This is a genomic window from Corallococcus carmarthensis (genome assembly GCF_003611695.1).
Taxonomy (GTDB): Bacteria; Myxococcota; Myxococcia; order Myxococcales; family Myxococcaceae; genus Corallococcus; species Corallococcus carmarthensis.
The window spans coordinates 1-22,887 of record NZ_RAWE01000120.1; the positions used below are offsets into that span (position 1 = coordinate 1).

Annotated in this window: 10 protein-coding genes; 1 reads left to right on the forward strand and 9 read right to left on the reverse strand. The window is 71.8% G+C overall.

The genetic code is table 11. From position 1 onward, the window contains the following. Positions 1-471 precede the first annotated feature (471 nt). A complete protein-coding gene (locus D7X32_RS27220; protein WP_120605494.1) occupies positions 472-729 on the forward strand; it encodes a hypothetical protein in 258 nt (85 codons plus the stop codon). A gap of 30 nt (positions 730-759) precedes the next feature. On the opposite strand, the gene D7X32_RS27225 is transcribed toward D7X32_RS27220, so the two are convergent. The 9 genes from D7X32_RS27225 to D7X32_RS27265 form a co-directional block, all read right to left on the reverse strand. After that, positions 760-1,203, reverse strand: a complete 444-nt coding sequence (locus tag D7X32_RS27225) for a serine O-acetyltransferase (protein ID WP_120605495.1) — start codon at positions 1,201-1,203, stop codon at positions 760-762. Continuing rightward, positions 1,185-2,378, reverse strand: a complete 1,194-nt coding sequence (locus D7X32_RS27230) for a GNAT family N-acetyltransferase (protein ID WP_171447390.1) — start codon at positions 2,376-2,378, stop codon at positions 1,185-1,187. The genes D7X32_RS27225 and D7X32_RS27230 overlap by 19 nt, the downstream gene beginning before the upstream one ends. A 35-nt stretch (positions 2,379-2,413) precedes the next feature. Further along, positions 2,414-7,024: a hypothetical protein gene (locus tag D7X32_RS27235; protein ID WP_147450285.1), complete on the reverse strand. Its 4,611-nt coding sequence runs from the start codon at positions 7,022-7,024 to the stop codon at positions 2,414-2,416. A 52-nt stretch (positions 7,025-7,076) separates the two neighbouring features. Then, a complete protein-coding gene (locus D7X32_RS27240) occupies positions 7,077-12,311 on the reverse strand; it encodes a hypothetical protein (protein WP_120605497.1) in 5,235 nt (1,744 codons plus the stop codon). Between the two features lie 6 nt (positions 12,312-12,317). After that, positions 12,318-13,523: a hypothetical protein gene (locus D7X32_RS27245; protein WP_147450286.1), complete on the reverse strand. Its 1,206-nt coding sequence runs from the start codon at positions 13,521-13,523 to the stop codon at positions 12,318-12,320. Positions 13,524-13,558: 35 nt separating this feature from the next. Further along, positions 13,559-16,195 (reverse strand): hypothetical protein, encoded by a 2,637-nt coding sequence (locus tag D7X32_RS27250; protein ID WP_120605499.1) that lies wholly within the window; start codon positions 16,193-16,195, stop codon positions 13,559-13,561. Next, on the reverse strand, positions 16,192-19,377 hold the full coding sequence (locus tag D7X32_RS47625; RefSeq protein WP_120605500.1) for a poly-gamma-glutamate biosynthesis protein PgsC/CapC: 3,186 nt from the start codon (positions 19,375-19,377) through the stop codon (positions 16,192-16,194). Before D7X32_RS47625 ends, D7X32_RS27250 begins: the two co-directional genes overlap by 4 nt. 268 nt (positions 19,378-19,645) lie before the next feature. Continuing rightward, the gene (locus D7X32_RS27260) at positions 19,646-20,815 is read right to left on the reverse strand and encodes a hypothetical protein (RefSeq protein ID WP_147450287.1); all 1,170 of its coding nucleotides are present in this window, start codon (positions 20,813-20,815) and stop codon (positions 19,646-19,648) included. Between the two features lie 197 nt (positions 20,816-21,012). Continuing rightward, a complete protein-coding gene (locus D7X32_RS27265) occupies positions 21,013-22,779 on the reverse strand; it encodes a S53 family peptidase (protein ID WP_120605502.1) in 1,767 nt (588 codons plus the stop codon). Positions 22,780-22,887: the final 108 nt, after the last annotated feature.

Sequence of the window (22,887 nt, forward strand, 5' to 3'; positions counted from 1 at the left end):
TTCGTCCTGAGCCCCCCTGCTCAGGTCCGCCCCGTCAGCCCGCTCTCTCACAGGCTCGCGACCACCGCCGAGCACGGTCCCCGTCCCTCTGCAATAGGCTCGGTCACGTCGCTCGCCGGACGGATACCGCTCAGCGCATGGCTGACCACAGGCGCATACGGAGAATGCGAGAACGACCAGGATTGCCGCGGCGGCGGCCGGTACTGCATGGGGTGGCCCAAAGAGGCATTGGCGCCTGCCCAGCCTTTCTGGGCTCGCTTCAAATCCTATCGGAGTTGTGAACTCCTGTGTTCTCCCAGGCCAATCCTGTGCCCTGAGGGCCTTGCATGTGTTAATTCAGCACATGGTGATCCGAGCATCTGCAAGGCGTGGGAGATGACGGAGCCGTAGCGAGCTGTTGCTCCACACACGCGGGCCTCAGTGCTGGCAGGTGGTGACAAGAATCGTGGTGGCTGAATGCGTAGAGCAGGGATGGAGATGGTGTTTGCGGCGGCGGTGATTTTCTTTCTGGGAATTCTTGTCGGCCGGACAGTGGGCTATCGGCTGTTTCGCTTTGAAACAGTGATGGTGCTGGAAGCCGACTCGGCAAAGGGCTGCGCCGGTTACATGGGCACTGGTGAGATTTATCTAGACCGCCACTTTGGCCAAAGCGACGGCAGATACAAGATGGCGTGTGGAGAACGGGTGCGGCTATCGGCGGAGGCTCAGGTTGTTTGCCACTGCCCTTGAGTGCAATGGCCTGCTTGAGTGCAGGACCGCTCACGTCCCCGTAGGCGGCGCCTGACGCTTCAGCTCCTTCGCCGGAATCCCAGCCACGGTGGCACCCGGCGCCACGTCATCCATCACGATGGCGTTGGCGCCAACCTTCGCTCCGTCTCCAATCGTCACCGGGCCCAATATCTGCGCGCCCACGCCGATGTAGACGTCCCGGCCGACTCGGGGCACGCCCGGGATTCCGGGCAGGGGTTCCAGGCTCACGTTCTGGGAGATGAAGCTCCTCTCTCCAATCTCCACGCCCGGCGCGATGATGACGCCAATGCCTCCGTACCCCAGCTCCACCGTGGGGTGCAGCGCGGCCTGGGTGTCCACGTGGCTGTTGTGGAGGCGGTCGCCCACCGTGGCCACCATCTTGGCGAGCCTTGGCACCTGGAGCGCCTGGAGCCGCTTCGCGGCCCTATAGAACGTCAGCGCCGTCGGACCCATCTGCCCACCATCCTTTTCGCTACCGGCGCCCAGCGGAACTTCGACCGCTGCAACGTCTGTCCCATCCAGGTGTCCCGGTAGATGAACAGCCAGTGGTGCTGCCGCACCTGCTCCGTCCACTCGCGCTTGTAGGGGGCATCGTCCCCCAACAAGTCCAGCTCGCTCAAACCCCTTCCGATGAAGTCCTGGACCAGGCTCTCCGTCAGCAGGTGGCTCGGACTCACTTCCGACAAGGCTTCGTCATAGCCCGGCTTCATCGCCAGGTAACGACCGCCGTACTCAAGCCCGTATTGGAAGGCGATGGGCCGCGCGTCCAATCGCAGGAAATACAATCCCAGCCAGCCGCGCTCCGCCGCCGTCCGCGCCAGCCCCGTGTAGAAGCCCCGCCGGTGTTCGGCCTGCGCGATCGCCGTGCCCTCCTGTGCCTTCCAGCCGCTCTGCTCCAACGCGAAGGCCTCCTCCAGCTTCGACCCCAGGCCTTCGACTCCGGCCACGCGCTCTATCTCCACGCGGCCCTTTTCCTCCAGGCGCCTGCGCCTTCGCCGCAAGGGCTTCGCGTTGCTCCGGCCCTTCGTCCACGCCGCCACCGTGGCGGGCAACACCAGATACGGCGAGCGCGCGCTCGGCCACGCGCCCCAGGGCATCCCCGCGCCCCTGGCCGCGTTGAGCAGCTCCCACGCCGCGCCGCCTTCGGGCACGTCCGACAGCCGGAGCACTTCCCAGCTGGGGTCGCCCATCAGGTGCGACAGGAAGGCCACCGCGGCCCGCTTGGGCTCCTCCGCCACCAGGTCGAAGCGGCAGGAGTGCTTGTTCGTCAGCGACGACAGCTGCCGCACCGGCACTCCGTACTGGTGGCCCTGCTCCTCCTGGAGCCCCAGCACCGCCGCCAGTCCGCCCGCCGCGTTCCTCGCCGCGAGGATCCGCAGGGCCGCTCCTGGCGCGAAGTGCTCCAGCCAGCAGCGCACGAACTCGTGCCGGTAGAACACCTGATCATCCACGCGCTTCACCAGCGCGTTCCACTCCGCCTCCAGCGCGTCGAAGGCCGCGAGGTCGCGGACCTCCTCCACGCGCAGGGGCTCCACGCGCCCGTGCGGCGCGAGCTCCACCGTGTTCGGGCGGGGCAGGGAAGGGACGCGCTCCCCGAGCATCGCGTCCGTGATGGGAATCTCCTCCATGACCGTGTCTCCTCGGGTCTCGCGCTCGGGGGGACTCAGGACAGGGGCTCGCCTGCGTCATCCACCGCTTCGGGGGCGGGGACTTCCGGGCCCTGCTTCTTCAGCGGCTCGTCACGCAGCCGCACCGGTCCCTCGCCCTTCGTCATTGCGTTGATGTCCGAAGGACCCTGGCGCACCGGCACCGGAACCCGGGTGCTGGGATGCTCCACGCCTGTCTTGAACATCGCCTCCGCGGGCGCCTCTTCCACGACGGGCACGGGTGCCTCCACGGACACCGGCGCCAGCCGCTTCGGCTGCTTCTTGAGGCCGCGGAAGAGCCAGCCGCCCTTCTGGCGCTCGTACAGCTTGCGCGTCTCCACCGACGCCCGCGCGTGCGACACGCGGCCTGACTCCAGGTCCTCCAGCAACATCTCGCTCAGCCGGCGGCGCGTCACGCTGTCCAGGTAGTCGAACACCTTCTCCAGCTTGCGCACCACCACCTGCGTCGCGCCGCCCTCCGACGTGTGCGTCAGCGCCGAAATCTTCAGCTCGTGCCGCGCCCGTGCGCGCTCCGCCAGCTTGCGCAGCCGGTCCGCTTCCTCCGGCGACGCGGCCTTGCTCACCAGCCCCGGCAGCACCGTGCGCGCCAGGCCCGCGTCCACGAAGCCCGAGTCGTCGAACGTCTCCAGCGACTCCAGCGCCCGCCGCCGCGCCTCCACCGACGTGCCCTCCAGCGCCTTCAGCGCCGTCGTCACACGGTCCAGCGCCATCCAGCGGTACACCCAGTCCAGTCCCGTGCCCTTGATGTTCTGCGCGCCCATGATGCTCACCTGCATCCCGGGCGCCACCGCGCGGGCGCACGCGTCCACCACCTGGTCGCCTGTCGCCTGCGAATCCGACACCGGCACCAGCTGCTCCAGCATCATCGCCTTGTAGGCCTCACGGAACTTCGCGTGGAACGCCTTCACGCGTCCCTGGGCGTCCGCTTCGCCCCGGGGCAGCAGCGCCTTCAGCCGCGCGTGCACCGCCATGCGCGCCAGCAGGTACAGCGCGTGCTCGCGCACCTCGTCCTTCGTCGCGGCCGTCAGCACCTCCGGCAACGGCTGCGGCTGGGCGCGCGACACCGGCGACAGCGCCTCGTTGATGAGCGGGCCCACCTCGCGCTCCAGCGCGCGGCGCACCTTCTCCACGCCCACGTCGTCGTCTCCGCCCTCCAGCGCCTTCCCGACCGCCGCCGTCAGCGGCAGCGTGGCCGTCGACTGAAGCCCCGCGCCGGCCGCGTACCGCTCCAGCCGGTCCATGAACGTCGCCGTCGTGGGACGCGGCACCTTCAGCCTCGCCAGCTCCTTCGCGAGCCGCGCTTCCGCCCGGGCCTGACCCTCGGGGCTCGCGACCTCCTCCGCCGCGACGACCTCCGTGCTCAACAGGTGCCGGTCCAAGGCGCTGCGCACGTACTTCTGGAGGCCTTCCAGGTTCGTGCCGATGAGCACGTGCCGGTCCGCGGGCGCGTCCTCCACCATGATGCGCGCGAAGACCTCCGAGCGCGACACGCGGTCCCAGCGGTTGTTGATGACCGTGATGACCGCGCGCTCCGGGTGCGCGTCCGGATCCACGTCCCCCAGGCCCGTGCGGGTCCAGTTGTTCATGAAGCCCGTGCGCTCGTTCGCCGAGTGCCCGTTGATGAACTGGAGCTGCCGCCCGCGCACCCGCGCGGGCGGGAAGATCTTCAACACGCCAATCTCCGGTTGCACGTGCTCGGCCATCAGCGCCAGCGCGTACGGCCGCGACACGCCGAGCTGCTCGGCCAGCGTCGCCACCAGCGCCATGTTGCGCGGGTGCTCGCGGTAGGGGAACAGCGCGAGGAACTCCTCGGGAATCAGCTCCGCCTCCCACCACGCGCTGTGCAGCAACGTCGTGTCCTTCTCCTTCGCCGCCTGCTTGAAGAGCGGCAGGAAGTGGTCCTCCGTCGTCACCACCCGGCCGCCCTTGGGCATGAAGTTGGTGATGACCGACGCGACGTTGATGCCCGCCGGACCCTGGATGTCCTCATGGTCCGGATAGGCGTTGGTCAGCGTGGCGAAGTCGTCCTTCATCCAGTCGTTCTGGAGCAGCTCCACGAAGTTCGGCTGCAGCGCCATGCACTCCCAGAGGAACACCTCCGTGCCCAGGCGCGCGCCCAGCTCCACCATGTCCTTCTGTTCCCAGATGGTGGCCTTGTCGTAGGGGCGGAAGATGAAGAACTCGGACGGCCCGGCGCCCGGGGCGCTGTGCACGAACATCGCCTCCGAACCCGTCGTCTTCGCGAACACTTCGAAGCCCATGCCGGAGAAGAGCGCCGCCTTCAGGCGCTCCGTGCCGGACTTGCCGCGCGTGCCCCAACCGCCGATGACGAGTGGAATCTTCTCCCGCGACTTCCGCACGCTCTGGCGCTTCACGTACGTGTCGCCTAGGAAGATGGAGAAGAGCGCCGCGGTGAAGAGGCCCAGCGCCGCGATGCCGTTGCCTCCCATGCCCAGGAAGTAGCCCTCGTTCTCCATGATGCGCTCGGTGAGGAGCGCCAGGAATCCGCTCTGCAAGCCCAAGAGCGCGGGCGAGTGCAGCGTGGACGGGGGCTTCGGCGCGGCCTCCGGCTCGTGGAAGAGCGTGGCGAGCGGAGAAGGGACCTGCTTGTTCTGGCCGTACGGCGTGAAGCGCACCTGGACGCCCAGGTCGCGCTCCACGTGCTCCACGAAGCGGCGGCGCTCGCGGGGCTCTTCGCCTCCCAGCGAGTCCAGCCGCAGCGTCGCGAGCCGCCGGTAGTCCTTCGTCACGCGCAGGCGGTTCGTCAGCCGGCGCAGGCGCGAGGTGGGCGGCACCAGCACCGTCTCGCCGTGGCTGCTGAACAGGTGCACCTTGCCGTCCTTCGACAGCGGCATGTCCAGCAGGTCGTCCACCGTGGGCAGGTGACGGCCCCAGCTGCCCTGGCTCGCCACGTGGACGCGCTCGCCGGGGACCAGCGTCTCCGTGATTTCATCCAGGTGGCCCGGGTGCGCGCGCAGCGTGCCGGACATCACCCGGCCGGTGGTGTGCAGGAACGCCTGGCGCTTGTTCGGCGCGGGACGGCCCAGCTCGTGCCACATGCGCCACAAGCGGCGCTCCTGCCGGTCGCCGTGCCACAGCGTCAGCGTCTTGTCCGTGCGCTCCGCGTACAGGCCGTGCCCGTCCTGCGACAGGTCCGCCAGGATGGCGCCCAGCCACGCGGGGTCCTCCGGCATCGGCGGCAGGTTCTCCGGCGCGGGCTGGAGCGGAAGGCGCGTGCGGCTGCCCGGGCGGAGTTTGGAGACGCGGCCGGCGAGGAACGCCGTCCATGCCTGGCGCACGGGATCCTTCACCCGGCGCAGCACCTGCGCGGCGGCGGCGGCGGCCTCCACCACCGGGCCCGTGGCGCCCGGCTGCGTCGTCAGCGATTCCACCGCGTCCAGCAGCGCCGCGTGCGCGGGACCCAGACCCGCGGCCCCCAGCGCTTCCGCCAGCGCGGCGGCGCGCTCGCACGACACGCGCAGCACGAGCGGCGCGGTGTCACGGCTGAGCACATCCACCAGCACCTGGAGGGCAGGGCCCTTCACCTTCGGAGAGGCGAGCGCCGCGTCCACCGCGGCCAGCACGGCGGCGGTGCGCACGCGCGGGCTCGGCTCCGACAACGCCTGTCCCGCGACGGCGGGCACGTGCTCCAGGCCCGCCAGACGGCGCAGCAGCGGCTGACCTTCCGGCCGCTGCGCGATGAGGGCGCACAGGCCCATGCGCACGTACTCGCTGGGGTCGTGATGCGCGACCTCGGTGAGCAGCGGCAGGCGGTGCTCTTCCGACAGCAGCGGCGCGCACTGCTCCAGTACCTGGCGGCGGAAGAGGAAGTCCTTCTCCGACGGGGCGTTCGCGCGCACCCGCTGGCGCAGCAAGGCCAGGCCCGTCAGTGCGTCCACGGTGAGCAGTGCGCGCAGGGCCTCGGCCTGGAAGAACGGGCTCACGTCCTCCTGGCCCGCGAGGCTCGTCAGCGTGGGGCCCACTTCGGGCAGCGACGCGGCGACGCCCGGCACGGTCTGCGCGAGCTGCCGGAAGGCCTCCAGCGCGGCGAAGCGGTTCTGTGCGCGGGGCGCGTCCACGGCGCGGTCCAACAGCTGCCTCGCCAGCGGCACGGCGGCGGGCTGGAGCTCCTGCGCGGGGGCCGTGGTCAGCACGCCCGTCAGCGCGCGGAGCGCGGTCTCTTCTTCGATCAGCAGCTGGTGGCGGCGCTTCTCCTGCCGCTCGCGCAGGGCGTCGAAGCCCATCCACCGGTCCAGGGCGCGCAGGTCCTCCTTGCGGTCCTTGCGGTCCTTCACCGTGGCCTTGATGTGCTCCACCAGCACCTGACGGCGGGCGGCGTCATCCACCGCCTCGTTGTGCTGGCGGGTGAACTGGACGATCTCCGCGTGGATCGCGGACAGCTCCGTCTCCAGGGCCTCCAGCGCCACGCCCAGCCACGGGGCCAGGCCTTCCAGGCCGGCGGGGCGGGGGCACGTCTCCACCAGCCGCTGGGCCAGGACTTCGACCGAGGCCCCGCGCACACGGCGGTGCAGCGCGGGCAGGGCTTCCAGAAGCTGGGACTCGAGAGGTTCGTTCGCCGGGTGCATGTCGCGGCCAGAGCTATTCATCGCTTGAGAAACCTGCCCGGCCCCCCCAGGCACGCGTTCGGATCAGGACAGCTCAGGGCTGCAAACGTTGTTCATCCAGCAGCTCTTCGAACTCCTCCTCGGTGGGCGTGACGTCCTGCAACCCACGTCCACCCGTCCAATCCCACCGCGCTCCGAGTGAAAAGACGTTCTGCGTGCCGTACGGGCCGGAGAGGAACGCGCGGTCTTCCGCGAAGAGCATGAGGCGGTTGCCGCCCTTGCCCATCCACACGTTCCAGTCCGCGCGTCCCGACACGCGGTGGCGCAGGTACGCCGTGGCGCGGTGATCATCCTGGAAGCGCTGCGACGCGCCGTAGCCCAGTTCCACGCGCGTGCCCTGGAGCTTGCCGCCCAGGTGCGCCGCCCAGCTCGCGTAGGCGCCCGCGTTGTCCACCGTGTAGATGTTGGCGTTGCTCACCGCGGACATGCCCAGCGTGGCCACGTGGTCCTGGAACGGCTGCCAGCGCAGGGACAGCCGGGGCGACAGGCGCCGCGGGTGGTCCTTGCCGTAGAGCCAGTAGACGTTCTGGTCGTAGCGGCTGGCCTCCACCGCGCTGCCGCCCTGCATGGACTCCAGCGTCAGGCCCAGGCCGGGGATGAGGCCCACGTCCGGGGACAGGCGCAGGTAGCGGTCCGCCGCGATGCGGCCTCGCGCGCTCCAGCGCATGGCGCCGTCAAGGGTCTGCGTGAACACGGAGCCCTGCATGGACAGGCGCAGCTCACCGGGCAGCTGGTTCACGTACGCGGCCACGGTGCCGCCGAGCACGGCGGTCTGGTTGAGCGGATAGCGCGCCTCGGGCGTGAAGCGCAGCCACGCGCGGCCCGGGGACAGTTCGCGGCGCAGGGACAGGCGGACCTCCAGGCCCGTCTGGAGCGGGCGGTTGAGCAGCTCGCCTTCCTCCACGTCCTCGCTGCGGTAGCCCATCTCCGCGGACACCATGCCCAGGCCGCCCGTGCGCGCTTCCGGGGGCATGCCCTCCGGCAAGAGCGACAGGCCAGGCGGCAGCGCGGGCCAGGGCAGCGGCTCCAGGCCGGTGGTGCCCTGGGCCCACGACGGGGCCGCGAGCGCGCTCGGATCCGAGGCGACACCCAGTTGCACCTGCACCAGGGCTTCACCGGCGGGCGACTCCAGGCTCACGCGGTGCGGACCGCGCGAGGGCAGGAGCAGCCATGTCTCGCCCATGCGGCCCAGCGGCTGGGACGCGCCCTGGAGGCCGGGGTCGGCGTCCTCGGGCAGGCCCAGGTGCATGAGCGGACCTTCCTCCGCGCTGGAGCCGCCCGTGCCGTCACCCGAGGGCAGCGGCGTGCTGCGCAGGAGCAGCTCGCGGCCCGCGGTGGGGGCCAGGGCGGTGGCGCGCACGCGCAGGGCGGTGGGGCCCAGCACGGTCATCACCACCGGCGCACCCGGACGGCTGCGCAGGAGGGAGAGGGGCTGCGGGGCGGCCACGACGCGGGCGTTGGCGTTGGCTTCCTCGGACTCCACGAAGCGCACCAGGCCGGTCTGCTGCGTGTCGGCGCGCGCCATCACGACTTCCACCTGGTGGCGGCCGGGGACGTCCAGGCGCGTGCCCAGGATGGCCGTGTCTCCTTCGGCGACCTGGAGCTCGCGCACCACGCGGCCGTCCACGCGGAGCGCGAAGGCGCAGGTGCCAGCGGCGTCCACGCCGGGGCGCGGCGTGGTGCCGCAGAGGACCTCCGCTCCAAGGGGCCGGGGCTGCTTCACCACCAGGCTCATCACGCGCGAGGCACCGGCGGGCAGCAGCTTCGCCTCGGACAGCTTCCACGGGGGCGCGAGCAGCGCCTTGCGCACGGACATGGCGACGTCCTCGTCGTCCGCGCCGCTCTCCGACGTGGCCACAAGCGAACCCGCGGTCTCCTCCGCGTCGCGCAGGCCTTCCCAGCGCGTCCAGCGGCCCGCGGTGAAGCGCATGCGGCGCACGTCCGGATGATCCGCCCACGCCTGGAGCTGGCCCGCGAGCGCGGCACCGAGCGGCGCACCGCCGTCCTTCCACGCCTGCGGCGAATCCTGCAGCCGCTCCAGCATGCCGAGCGCTTCCAGGCCCACCTGCGGCAGGCCCGTCTCGCGGTAGAGCGCGGCCATCGCCAGCGCGCCCGCCGCGTCCTCACCAGAGGCCGACAGCAACCGGGCGCGCAGGTAGCGGCCCGCGAGGCTCTTGTCGCCCGACACCGCCGCGAGCGCCGCGTCCGTATGGCCCTCGCGAACCTGGGCGCTGATCGCCGCGAGCGTCGTGTTGCCCTCCGCTGCCGTGTGGACGTCACGCGCCGAGGCGCTGGTGCCAGCGAGTGCTGCATTGCCCTGCGTGTCCGTGCTGCCGTCACGCGCCGAGGCGCTGGTGCCAGCGAGTGCTGCATTGCCCTGCGTGTCCGTGCTGCCGGTGCGCGCCGAGGCGCTGGTGCCAGCGAGCGCTGCATTGCCCTGCGTGTCCGTGCTGCCGTCGTGCGCCGAGGTGCTCGTGACCGGCAGTCGCGCGCTGTTCATGTCCAGCGCCGGAAAGGCGGGGGACACCAGCGTGGGCTGCGTGATGGCCTGCGCGAAGCGCACCGTGCGCGGGGACGCCTGCGACAGGCGGTCCATCAGCGCGAGCAGGCGCCGCTGCTGCTCCGGCGTCAGCTTCGCCTGCGCGTCCAGCAGCCGGCCCACGTCCGCGCGGGCGAAGCCGTCCTCCTGCAGCGACGAGAGCAACTCGGCGCGCGCGAGGCGCGGTTCCATTTCCAGGGGCTCCGCGCGCAGCGTGCGGGAGAGCGCCTGGAGCGTTTCGTATGCCGTGCCGGCCTGCTGCGGCTGCGGCGGGGCAGGGGACTCCTCGGGCGTGGCCACTTCCGCGCGACGCACCGCCAGCGAGACGGCGAGCTGGACCTTCGGATCCTCGGGCTCGAACCACACCTCGCGCGCCTGCGCGGGCAGTGTCACCACCGCGGACACCGGCGCGGACGACGTGCCCTTCGCGCCCTCCAGCGCGACGTGGCGTGCGCTGGCGGCGCCAGGCATCAGCACCAGCCGGCGCGGATGGCCCACGTCCGTGTTCATGCGCACCACGAACGGCTTGCCCGCTTCAGCCCCCAAAGGACGGAACTGCACGCGGACCGGCGAGGGCAGCTTCGCGTCCGGCACCCGGAAGCGCACCGCCTTCTTGTCCACGTTGGCCGGCCACTGCGAGCGCACGTAGCCCACTTCGCCCGGCGCGCCTTCCGCCTTCGCGGGCGCGAGCGACAGGAACGCGCGCGTGCCTTCCACACCCTCCAGCTTCAGGGCGTGCTCGCCCGGAGGCAGCGCGATCTCCACCGGCTCCACCGCCGACAGCGGCAGCAGCGGGAACGCGTTGCTCCCCACGCGCAGCACCGGGTTCACCTTCGCGCCCGGCGGCGTCATCACGTAGGCGCGCAGCAGGGTGGGGGCCTCTGCGAGCCCCGTGGCCTGCACGTGCGTGGTGCCGCCCGCGGCGAGCGGCCACAGCGCGCTGCCCACCATCGACGCGTCGGCCTCCATTCCCTGGAGGTCCAGCCACTGCGAGGCCTTCACCTCGGTCCCGTCTTCACGGGGCGCGGGCGTCACCTGCGACCAGCGGCTCGAACGCCACCAGGCGGCGCGGTAGCCGCGGCGGATGTCCTCCGACAGCGGCTCCGCGCGCCATGCCAGCTCCAACGCGGCCAGCTCGCGGCTGCGCAGCGGGTCTCCCAGCGGCAGGCGGGCCACCAGCTCCGACGCCTCGGCGGTGAGGAAGCCCGCGTCCGGCAGCGCGGGCGCGGTGCCCAGCAGCGCGTGCGCGACGTCCGCCTTGCCCGCATCCAGCAGCTGCTTCGCGGTGAGGAGCCGCAGGTGCCACGCGAGCGGCGACGCATCCGTGTCCTTCAGCGCCTCCACGGCCGCGTCCGTCTCACGGTCGCTCAACGCGGCCATCGCGCGCAGGAGCGGAGACAGACCTTCCGTCTTGATCCGTCCGTACGTGCCGCGCGCCAGATCCGGCATCAGCGACACCAGCCGCTGACGCAGCAGCGACGGACGGGCGGCGGTGTCCTGCTTCACCACCTCCCAGGCCTTCTCCGCCAGCTCCGTCCAGTGCGTCTGGTGCGACAGCGCCTCGGATAGCGTGGGCCTGCGCGTGGCGACGCGCGCGCGAAGCATCGGCGCGGGGCCCTTCCAGCTCACGCGGTAGTTGTGCTTGCCCGGAGGCAGCGCCACGCGCATCTCCTCCACGATGCCCACGCGCTCGCCCGACGGGAGCATCCGCGCCGTGCGTCCGTCCGGCAGCGCCGCGCCCTCGGGCGCCTCCGCCCACGCGGGCTGCGGCATGAGCTGCGCCTGCGCGAGCACTCCGCCCACGCCGTACACCTCCACCGATGGTGCCTCGGCGGGCGCGCCATTGCCCAGCACGGTGCGCGCTTCCAGCGAGAACACGCCCGGGCCTTCCAGCTCCAGCGCCCAGACCGAGCCCTTCACCTCCGGGCGGACCCAGGGCGCGTCCATTCCCTCCAGCACCACCTCCGTGCCGGTGGGACGCGGGCGCTCCACGCGCACCGCTTGACCGTAGAGCGGCGACACCAGCGCCCACTCGCGCAGCGCCGCGGCCTTGCGCCAGTCGCGCACCGCTGTCCGGAAGGGCGAGGACTCAGGCTCATCCTTCACGAGCTCCGCTTCCAGCGCCGCGTCCACGTCCAGCCGCGCGCGCGTGGCCGCGTCGAACGCCAACGCAGGGCGCGGACCCTTGCCGTCCACCCACTTGAGGATCGCGTCGCGCATCCGCTCCTCGGTGCGCGCCGTGGACGTGTGCGTGGGGCGTTCCACCACGATGCGGGCGTTCTTCGTCGCCGTGACCCACCAGATGCTGCCGGCGCCCATGGGCTCCGCCAGGTACCAGCGGCCCGGACGCTCCGACACGCCCTCTTCCTCCACGCGCAGCTCGGGCGCTTCGTCGCCCTCCGACAGCGGCACGCGGGTGAAGCGCAGCGCCCCGGCGGGGCCGGTGACGCGCACCACGTCCAGCGGGCCCAGCCACACGGCCGCGCCCTTCTGGGACGTCACTTCCATCGCGCCCGTCGCCTGGGGCACGCCGTCCGGCACATAGGGCGCGTGGCCCTGGAGGTCCTTGAGCGCGACCGGGCCCCGGATGGCGCGCGGCTGCCAGGCCATGCCCTCTTCGCTGCGGGCGATGACGGACGGCTGGGAAACGGTGGGCTGCGCGATGACGGGCAGCGCCGCGAGCGCTCCCACGAGCAGGGTGTAACGGGCGCGGCGTCGAACAGGAAGCATCGGCGCTCAGTCCTCCAAGGGTGCGAACAGAATCTGGGCCAGCCGGTCCAGACGCGCCGGGGTCACCAGCGCTTTGCGCGTACGGGATGACATTTCGAGGTGCAGGAAGCGGGCTCGCGGGTAGGACTGGAGCAGGCGCGCCTGCGCGTTCTGTGTCCCACCGAGCACCTGCACCCCGTCCGGGAACAGCTTCACTCCGGGGCCCAGCGCCTCCTCCAGCGGTGCGGATGCCTTCCGGGCCCACGCTCCGGGCTTGCGCGTCCCGTCGCTGATCACCATGGCGAGCATCTCCGTGCGCCCCTTCTGGACCTTGGACTCGCCGAAGCCGTGCAGCTGCACCACGCGAGGAGCGGGGAGCTGGCGAGCGGCCAGGTCCGTGACGGTCTGGAAGAGGTGCTCCGGGTTGTGTGCGACGTCGGCGGGGTGTTCCGGATCCTCCGGTGTCTCACCGGACGTGCCCTTGTAGCGGTGCGCGGTGGCGGTCATGAACAGGCGCGGCGCGCGGCCTTCGGGAGGGCACGAGAAGATGCTGGATCCGATGTCCTCCGTGCCGATGTCGAAGTAGGGGTGGGGCACCTGCACCACGTCGTCGGTGGCTTCGCCGGTGCGGATCACATACGCGCCCGCGCCGTGGTAGCCGTCCGGCCGCTCCCGCAGGACCCAGAAGGTGTCGCGCGGCGTGGTCCAGGTCTCCAGGAAGAAGCCCACGGACGCGGCCACGTTGGTCAGCTCCGGGGGCACGTCCTTCTGCTTCGGCGCGGCCGCCAGCAGCGCGGGGATGAGCTTCGAGAACGCGGCCCGCTCCTCCAGCGTGGTGGGGTGGAACGTCACGGCGTCCACGCGGGGCCACAGCCCGGAGAAGCGCGCGTCCACGCGGCACCCCGACTGCTCGGGCACGTTCACGGATGGATCCTCCTGCGGTACGCGCTCCGGTGCGGGCCGCGTGGCCGTCTTCGCGCGCATGCCGGTGCGGGGCGCGTCCTGCTTCGAGGCGGACGCGGTGTTCGAGGCCGACGCGACGCCCGGTGCCTCTGGCGCGTGCGATGCCGACGCATCGTTCGCGCTCGTCGCGGCACCCGGTGCCGCTGGAGCGCGTGATGGCGACATGGCGTTCGCGGTCGTCGCAGCACCCGGTGCCTCTGGAGCCTCCGAGGCGGTCTGTGCCCGGGCGCTCACGCCAGCGCCCAGCACCGACACGACTCCCGCGGCCACGAGCGGGCGCCACGACCCGGTCCTCCGGGGGGACTTCACAACATGTCCTCGTCGGGCTGCCAGCCGCCCCGGTTCCACATGCGCGGCGCGGTGTTCTCCACCGGCTGGCCGAACATGAAGAACCGCGCCCACATGGGCTCGGAGCCCAGCGCCTGGATGCGCACGGTGTGCACTCCCGGCGCGATGTCTTCGCCCAGCGTCACCGGCACCGTGCGCGCGTACCACTTCACGCCCGGGCGGCCCGCAGGCATGGCCGGATCCCGTTCGGAGGCAGGCAGCACCACCGTGCGCTCCGCGCGGGTGACGTGCGGCACCAACACGCTGGCGCGACGCACCGGGTTGCCGCCATCCACCGTCACGGACAACTGGGGCGCGGTCGCACCGTCCGCCACCGGCGTGTAGACGACCACGTTGAGCGTGACGGCGCCCGGGCCCGTCTTGCGCACCGGTACGCGCAGGCCGCCTTGGCTCACCGGATACACCGTGCGCGAGCGCAGACCGCTGCCCGCCGCGGGAGGCCGGTTGAGCATCGCCGTCAGGCCCGGCGCCGAGGAGCGCAGCAGCACCTCATGCTCACCCGGCGGCAGCGGAGGCAGCAGCTCCCGCGCCCGCGTCGAGCGCACGGTGAAGCGGTGCAGTGGCTCGCCGTCGAGCAGTACCTCCACCTCGTTGCCCAGCGCCGCCGCGTCCTTCAGCGACAGGCGCACCTCCGGACGGGAGGGCGTACGCGCATCGAAGCGCGCCCGCACCGCGCGGCCCGGCTCCAGCACCGTGGACAGCGCCTTCACCATGTCCACCGTGTCCGCCTGCGCGGACTCGAGGACCTCGACCATCGAGGGCGAACCGTACGGGCGCACCACCACCGCGTCCCCGGACGGCGGAAGCGTCTCCTCCTCCGGACCCACGGGCTCCAGGCGCACCTGGCTGAGCAGCTCCAGACGTGCGCCCGCCTGCATCAGCGCGGGCAGGTTCGCCGGACGCATCGGGTGCCACGCGCGCTGATCCACGGGTGCGTTGCGCCAGCGCACGGCCGTGAGCGCGTCGTTGGTGTACGGCGCCGACGCCGCCATGGGCTGACCGCTGGAGAGGAAGCTGTAGAGCTGCACGATGGTCGCGCGCGGCGCCTCCACGCGCAGCTTGCGAGCCCCCATGGGCAGGAACACCCGCGCGCTCGCCACGCCCGACACCCAGGCCGGCAGGTCCGTCACTTCTCCGGAGCCCGCGGAGCCCGCGTCCTGGGCCACCTGCGCCAGGGGCGTGCACGGCAGCGCTCCACCGGCCAGCGGCGCCAGGGCCGCGCTCTCGAACGGCGCGGGCTCCGGCGTCGCGTCCAGCGAAGCCTGGCCCAGGCTCTGGCCCTGGCCATCCAGCACCGTGAGGCTCAGGTGCAGCGGCTCATGCGAGGGCGCGCGGTCCAGCGAGCGCGCGTCGAGGCGCACCAACCGCCCCACCGCGTCCATGCGCGGATCGATGTCCAGCTCCAGCACCGGGCACGCGGGGCCGGTGGCGAACGCCTCCGTGCGGCGCGTGTCCGGCAGGAAGGCCACGCGGCCCTCCGACGCGACACCGGGCGAGGAGCGCGACTCGGCGGGCAGCAGCCACGACTCGAACGGGCCCTCCACCGTGTAGCGCAGGTCCTCCTTGCCGTCGTTGCGCACCATCACCGTGTGCACGCCTTCGGGCAGCTCCAGCGGATGTGACATGGGCGAACCCGCCACGGGACCCGGCAGCTCCAGCGTGTGCGCAGTGCCGTCCGCGGACAGCGTCTGGACCGTCACCGGCCCGTGCGGCTGCGCCTTCGCGTCCGTCCCGTCGCTCCACAGCCACAGCACCGGCTTCGAGGGCCCGGTGACGTTGAGGGCCACGGCGCGGCCCGCGCCCAGGCGCTCCTGCACGGACTCGGTGGCCTCCACCAGCGGCAGCCGGTAGGCGGTGCGGTAGACGGGTTCAATCTGGTAGTCGGTGCCCGCCTCGCCCTCCGCGTTGAGGCGCTCCCAGTGCTCCTCGGCGAGCCAGCGGCGCGTGTCGGTGGAGAGCTTCTCGAAGGGCTCGAAGGTGGCGCGGCCGGCGCGCACTTCCGCGCGGGCCTGGGCCAGCTTCTGCGACGCGAGCAGCGGCAGCGTGCGGTGCGCGCGGACGTACACGCGCGCGAGCAGCGAGTCGTTCGCGCCCGCGGACCGCAGGTACAGCACGGAGTAGTCCGGCCGCTCCTTGGGCAGGCGCAGCACGAACTCGCGCTCGTCCGTCACCTGCTGATCCGCGTGCGTGGTGAAGGCGCTCTCCTCCAGGAAGGTGCCGTCCTCCTGCGGCTGGCCCTTGCTCTGGCGCGTGCGCGTGAAGATGTCGCGCTCCAGGAGGACGCCGTCCGGCCCGCGCAGGATGGCCTTGAGGCCGTACTGGAACTGCTTCTCCGGCGCGTAGGGCGTGCCGTCCGGAAGCAGCTCGTGCGTGACGATGAGCAGCTCCTCCGCGTCGGCGGGGACGCGCACGCGCATCTCCCGGCCCGGCTCCAGGCGGTAGAAGATGAGGCGCTCGGCGTTGACGAACTTCGCGTCGCGCCGCGCGGTGGGCGTGTCGGTGTTGCTCAACACGGCGAGGCTCGCGCCCCAGATGATGGCCAGGCCCACCATCAGGCCCAGGAATGCCACGAGGGCACGGCTGCGGGTCTTCATCGACGGGCCTCTTCGCGGGAGACTTCCCCGGTCAACACCACCGGCCGGCGGTGCCGCAGCGCCAGGTCCACCGTGCTCGCGAGCTCCGCGTCACCCGCGGTCAGCTCCGCGCGCTTCGCCGGCGACGGGTGCTGCTGAAGGAAATAGACGGCGCGCAGCACCTGCTTGCCCTGCCGCGCTTCCACCAGGAGGAAGGGCAGGCCGTATTCGGCGCTGAAACCGGACTTCACCTGACGCGTCACATTGCCCACGCGCTTCGTCTGCGCCAGCGCGCGCAGGTCATGCACGTTCTGCTGCGCGACGTAGCGCTCCGCGCTCGCGGTCAGCTCCGCGAAGTGCTCCTTCAGCGCGGCGGACACCGGCTGCGTGGGCGCCACCAACCGGTCCGCCAGCAGCGCGCGCTCGGGAGACTCGCGCGGCTCCTCGGGCAGAAGGCCCGTGATGGCCAGCTCCTCCGCCGCCAGCCGGGGGCCCACGAAGGCGCCGCGCAGCGGCTCGGACAGCCACAGCGTGGCCAGCCGTGCCCCGCCGAACGTGCGGGAGAAGACCTGCTGCGGGCTCGCGTCGTTGAGGCCCGTCAGCTCCGAAGAGCCGTCGTGGTAGCGCACGCGCTGCCCCAGCCAGCCCAGCGGGCCTTCCCGCGACAAGAGCTTCTCCAGGTCCGCCGGCCGCTGCGCCGGGGTGAGCACCGGGCTGCCCACGTCCACCAGCACGTCCGCGTCCACGGAGGGCCGGCCGGAGAAGCCGCGCAGGTGCAGCACCCAACCCTGCTCCTTCGGCAGCGCGCGGTGCACCGCCTGGTGGAATGCCTGGAAGCTCGTCCGAAGCTCACCGAAGGTGGCCGGGTGGGGCATGTCGCCAGACGCGGTGGCGAACACCAGCGCGGTGGAGCGCGACTCGTGCCACAGCTCCGCGGCCACCGGCAGCGTGCCCGCTTCACGGGCCGGCGACGGCACCTCCAGCGCGAGCGGCGAGCCACCCGGACGCACCATCAACCCCGCGCCCAACCGGCCCGGCGTCGCTTCCGCGTCCGTCACCCACCAGCAACCCGCCGAGCCCGCGCACTCCGTCACCGGATGCACCCGCAGGCCCATCAGCGCCGCCATGGCTCCGGCCCAGCGCGTGCGCAGCTCCTTCGGCACGTCCGCCGTCCCGCCGCCCAGGAGCGGCGAGGCCACCTGCTGCTCCAGCACCAGCAGCTCCGCGTCCGACGGCTGCACCGCCGGCACGCGCGCCACTTCGGGCGTCACCATCAGCGTGCCCAGCGCGTCGCGCTCCGTCATCGGCTCGGCCAGCGCCTGCGCGTGCTCCAGCACCAGCGAAGCCAGGTCCGCGGCACCCGCGCGCAGCACGCTCACGCGCGCTTCACCCCAGTTGCCACCGGGCTCCGGCGGAGCCTCGGCCGTCACCTTCGCGCCCGGCCACAGCGCGTCCAGGCCCTGGGGCGCCTTGCCGCCCGGCGTGTGCAGCACCACCTGGCCCGGCTTCAGCGAAGGATCCACGCGCAGCTGCACCCGCTCCCGCGAGGACAGCGCTTCGTGCGCGTGGCGCAGCGGCGTCTCCGACTGCGCCAGCGCGTCGCCCAGCACCAGGCCCGCGCGGTGGGAATCCACGCCGCTCACGATGACCGCGCGGCAGTTCACGCGCTCGCACAGGAGGGCGGCGGCCTCGGCGCTCGGCGCCTCCGCCAGGGGACGCGGCACCTCCAGCACCGGGCCCTGCGCGCCGGGCACGAGCAGCGACGTGTCCCAGCCCGCCTTGCCATCGCCTTCCACGCGCTCCACCAGCGCGAAGCGCGCGGGCATCCCGTCCTGCTTCGGCAGCTCGCGAAGCTCCATGCCCAGCGACACCGCCTGCGTGCGCAGCGCGTTCAGTCCTTCCGCGCGGCCCGACTCCAGCCACGCATCCAGTCCGTTCCACAGCCCGGTGTACGCGCGCAGGTCGCCGTGCTTCAGCCGCAGCGACTGCCCGCCCACGTCGCTTTCGCGCGCGGTGGCGCGGCCCAGCACCATCAGGCCCAGCGGAGACTGGTCCAGGCCCAGGCCGGGCACGTGCTCGCGCGAGGCTTCCGCGGTGAGCGCGGTGGCCGGACGCGGTTCGATGAGCGACAGCCCGAAGCCCGCGAGGCTGCCGATGAGGAAGCCCGCCAGCGACGTGTGCAGCGTGGGCAGCAGCACGCGAGCAATCACCTGCTTCTGGAGCATCTTCACCGCGAGCAGCGTGGGCACCAGGTAGCCGAAGCCGAAGAGGTCCGTGACCTTCAGGCCCGGGATGCGGGCGCCCATGGCCCAGCCGATGGTCCACTTCACGAGGAAGCCCAGACAGAAGACGAGCACCGTCTTGCGTGAGCCCTCCAGGTTGAGCGTGCGCAGCCCCGGCACCGACAGGACGGCCTTCGCGGCCAGCACCAGCAGCAGCACCTCCGCCATCGTGGCCACGAGCTTCAGGGGCTCCAGCCACGTGAGCGCCAGCAGCGCGGGCACGAGGATGCCGTTGAAGTCCCAGCCGTACTTGAGGTTGAAGCGCGCGGCGAAGAACGCCGTCGTCAGCAGGATGATGTAGGCCTTGGGGCTGGACAGGAAGTCCTGCGCCACGTCCTCGTACATCAGCTCCAGGCTGGAGAAGGACAGGTTGGTGCCGGGCAGCAGCACGAAGCGGAGGATGACGTACGTGAGCGCCACCGGCACGCCCACCTGCCACAGCCCGCGGCGCAGCTTCAGCTTCCAGAAGGCGTTCGCGGTGAGCGGCACCAGCACCAGGCCGATGCTGTGCAGGCTGCGGTCGACGATGAAGGACGTGCCCCACCGGTCGTCCATCCAGTGCCCCAGCACGGGCAACAGCCATGTCTCGCTGACGGCGCGCACCACCACGCTGGCGAGCACGACGACGAAGAAGCGGTCGCGGCCGAAGAACTCGCTCCACGCCCCCGAACGGGACAGTCCGCTGGAGAACGCCAACGCCAGGCCGTAGGTGAGCAGCGACTCCGCCACCACGGTGCAGCCCGCCTCCGGGTGGATGACGAACACCGAGGCCAGGTAGCCTGGAACCACGAGGCCCACGAAGACCCAACCGAGCGTCTCCGTGAGGAGCGCCAGGATGAGCACGCCCACGAGCACCGCGACCAGGATGGAGGTGTCGAGGGAGTAAGCCGGAAAGAGTGTCAGGGTCGAAAGGAGCGCCATGTGGCTGCGCTCGAATCTAGGGAGGCTCCCGTCCCGGACCAGGGTTGCCCCTTACAGGGGGTGAGAAGCGTCCGCTGTCCAACCGATGATCCGGGCCTTCAATGCCACTGAATGCCCAACCCCGGACAGTGGCAGCGGCCTCCTGGACCGGATCAGCGCGCCTGCTTCACCCGAGGAGCAGCAGGGCGGGACCCCGGGTGTGGATGACTCCGGTGTGATGCGTCATGCCCCCGGCCGGGCGGATGCGGCCAGGGGGAACGGCTGCGCCTTACGGGCAGTCCGTCGCGGCCACGGCCTGGCAGCCCAGACCGGAGCCGGCGAGCGTGCAGGGCACGGTGTCCGCGAGCGCCTGGAGGACGGCCTTGGACGACGCGCCGGTGCCGCGCAGCGTGGCGGACTGCTCCAGGTGGATGAAGCGGTCCGTGGCGGCGGCGGCCTCCGTGTAGCAGGCGTCCGCGGCGCCGTTGTCGATGCGGCCCTGCACGTTGCTGGTGCCGCACAGGTCGCGGTGCTGGCCCGAGTCCTCCGCCGAGTTGCAGGAGAACGCCTTCTTCGTGCCCACCAGGTGGGTGTTGAGCGCGTCGCGCAGGCGGTTGGAGAGCGACTCCGGGCGCAGCACGCTGGTGCCGTCGCTCACCACGGCGGCCTCGGGCCCGTCGCCCGCGTCCATGCCGTGGATGCTGGCGGCGATGGCGTCCGGGTACGTGTCGCGCAGCGCGCGGTGCGCGGCGGTGAAGAAGTTGTTGCCGTAGTGCGCGGCGTCGGAGATGCGCAGGCCCTTCGTGCCGCACACGCTGGTGGTGCCGCTGCACGGGCTGGCGGTGGTGACGGCGCAGCGGTTGCTGCCGGTGATGAGCAGCGCGCGAGCGCCCAGCGTCACCAGCTGCGTGGCCGTCTGGCGCAGCGTGCCCTCGTCGGAGTCCGCGTGCGGCGCCTCCAGCCACAGGTTTCGGGCGGGGAACAGGTTGATGATGAAGGTGCCGCCGCCGCGCGACAGCAGGCCCTGCTCACGCACCACCAGCCAGCCGCCGCCCGAATCGTTGCGGAAGGTGGACACGCCGTAGCCCATCCCCGTCAGGTCCTGCACCACCTGCGCGGTGGGACCCTCGGTGAGCAGCGTGCGGAAGGCGCCCTCGAACGCGGCGAGCTCCGTGCCGCCCGGTTCCTTGAATCCGCCGCTGTTGGCCGCGGTGATGGACGCCGTCTGGAGCCACGTCGTCAGGTTGCCCGTCAGGCTGGACAGCGAGCTGAGCGGCGCGCACACGCTCGCCGAGGGAGCGGGCGTGCTCACGACCGGCGCCTCCGCCGTGGGCGTCTCCCCGGGCGTCACCGTGTCGGTGAGCGTCGGCGTGGTGGGCACCTGGCCCACGTCCTCCACGGGCGCGGTGGGCGTCTCGGTGATGTTCCCGGGAGCACTGGTGGCGGGGCTATCCGCCACGGCACCGCTCGGTCCGGCGACGGCATTGCTGCAAGCGGCTGCGAGGAGCAGGAGGCAGGAAAGGGACGCGCGCAGGGGGGACAAAGACATGGTCCTGTCCCGAACAGCATGCCCTGCGCATGCATTCGCATCCCGTCAATCCGGGATGACAGCCGGAGCGGCGCTCGCACGCCCGTCCGCCCTATGTCGCCTGCCTGCTAGGGCAGGGTCCGCAGCAGCCCCTCCGCGCTCGGCGCGCCCCAGCCGGTGGGGATGTCCCAGCCCGGTCCCGCTTCGTAATGCTGGTCGGTGACGCCCACGGTGATGTCGCGGAAGCTGCCCTGCACGTTCGGCAGCGTGTACAGCTGCGAGTTGAGCCAGCCCACCGGAGGCTTCGCTTCCTCTGAACGCGCGCCGTTCACCACCGCGATGAGCCCCGCGAAGATGGGCGACGCGAACGACGTGCCGGTGTTGGGCGTGGTGACGCCCAGCCACGTGTACCAGTAGCCGGTGTCCGCGTTGAGCGCGACGTCCACCACCGCGCGCTTCGCGGGCAAGGGGACGATGCCCTTCTGCCACTCCGGCGTGGTGAAGGAGCGGCTGATGCCGGAGCCGGAGTAGTACCAGGCGGTCTCGCCCGTCACCGTCATGCCGTTCATCTTCAGCTGCGTGCCGCCCACGGCGGTGACGTACGGGCTGGAGCCCGGCGTGTCCACGCCCGCCGAGTCACCGCTCGCGGCGGCGACGGTGATGCCCAGCGCGGCGGCCATCATCCCGGAGGCGCTGTACTGCTCGTGCACCGCGCGCGGTTCGGAGTCCTCGCGGTGGGCGAAGGACGTGGTGATGACGGACACCTCGCCCCGTCCAATGGCCTCGTTGAAGGTGAAGAGCATGGACGTGTTGCGCGCGTCCGGGCCCATGTAGACGAGCACGTCCGATTTGGGCGCCATCGCCGCGGCCCACTCCACGTCCAGCGTGCCCTCGCGGTAGCGCGTGACGGGCGGCTCCATGGTCTGGATGACCTTGGGGTCCGCGCGCTGGATGTCCCACATCTTCCAGAAGGCGCGCACGTCCTTCCACCGGAAGCTGGCGCCAATCACCACGCCCAGCTTCGTGCCCTGGCCGTGGTGCCCCTGCGCGTAGAGCGAGTCCGCGCCGTACGCGCGCGCCACCTGCTGCGGCGTGAGGCCCCGGTTGATGGGGTCCGGCTTGTCCGTGGACGGCTGTCCGAACTCGCCGGGCAGGGTGCCCGTCTCCGCCGGCAGGTCCAGCGCGACGATGGCGTGGATGCGCTGCTGCACGAAAGTGGGCGCCTTGATGCCCTCCGTGAGGCCGTAGACGTCGTGCGGATCATTGCCGCCCTGGGGCGACTTGCGCTCCAGGATGCGCAGCTTCACGCCGAACGCCTTGTTGAACTGGCCCACCGTCCCCACGAACTGCACCAGCAGCCGGTTGGTGGCGACGAAGGGCACCTGCATGCCCTCGGACTTCAGCCAGTCCGTGACGATGGTGACGTCCTTCTCCAGTGGAGCGTGCTTCGTCATCCACTCGGATTGAGTCATGTACTCGCGGAAGCCGGAGCCGCCCGGCTTGTAGATGTCCCCGATGCGCTGCTCGAGCGCGGACTCCTCGCGGATGGGGAAGGACACGAGCCCGCGGATGAGGTCCGTCTCCGGCGCCTCGCCCTTGTCCGTGTAGACGCCCGGCAGTGGCCCCGGCACGCCGTCCGTCGTCGGGATGGGGGTGGGGTCCAGCACCTCCGCCTCCGGATCGGGCGGCGGCGGATCCACCACCTCCGGCGCCGGTGGCGGCTTGCCGGGGGGCGGCTGTGACGTCTCGGCGTCGGGAAGGGTGGGCGTGGACTCCACCGGCGTCGGCCCGGGAGGCCGCGGCTTGCCCACCGAGCTCAGGCGGTCCGAGTCGCGGCAGCCGCCCATCCATCCCGCCAGCAGAAGGACACCCGTCAGGATGTATCCGCGCTTCATTGCTCCCCCAGCCCGCGGTGACCCGCCTCGGGTCCCCCGCACCCCAGCCGCCCTCCCCCTGGAGGACGTCGCCCATTGTGCGCATCCAAGTTGGGCGCGATTGCCCTG

Excerpts from the sequence above, each read along its gene's own strand:
- D7X32_RS27235 (WP_147450285.1), bottom strand. The coding sequence starts at position 7,024 with ATGAATAGCTCTGGCCGCGACATGCACCCGGCGAACGAACCTCTCGAG.
- D7X32_RS27230 (WP_171447390.1), bottom strand. The coding sequence starts at position 2,378 with ATGGAGGAGATTCCCATCACGGACGCGATGCTCGGGGAGCGCGTCCCT.
- D7X32_RS47625 (WP_120605500.1), bottom strand. The coding sequence starts at position 19,377 with ATGGCGCTCCTTTCGACCCTGACACTCTTTCCGGCTTACTCCCTCGAC.
- D7X32_RS27220 (WP_120605494.1), top strand. The coding sequence starts at position 472 with ATGGAGATGGTGTTTGCGGCGGCGGTGATTTTCTTTCTGGGAATTCTT.
- D7X32_RS27265 (WP_120605502.1), bottom strand. The coding sequence starts at position 22,779 with ATGAAGCGCGGATACATCCTGACGGGTGTCCTTCTGCTGGCGGGATGG.
- D7X32_RS27250 (WP_120605499.1), bottom strand. The coding sequence starts at position 16,195 with ATGAAGACCCGCAGCCGTGCCCTCGTGGCATTCCTGGGCCTGATGGTG.
- D7X32_RS27225 (WP_120605495.1), bottom strand. The coding sequence starts at position 1,203 with ATGGGTCCGACGGCGCTGACGTTCTATAGGGCCGCGAAGCGGCTCCAG.
- D7X32_RS27240 (WP_120605497.1), bottom strand. The coding sequence starts at position 12,311 with ATGCTTCCTGTTCGACGCCGCGCCCGTTACACCCTGCTCGTGGGAGCG.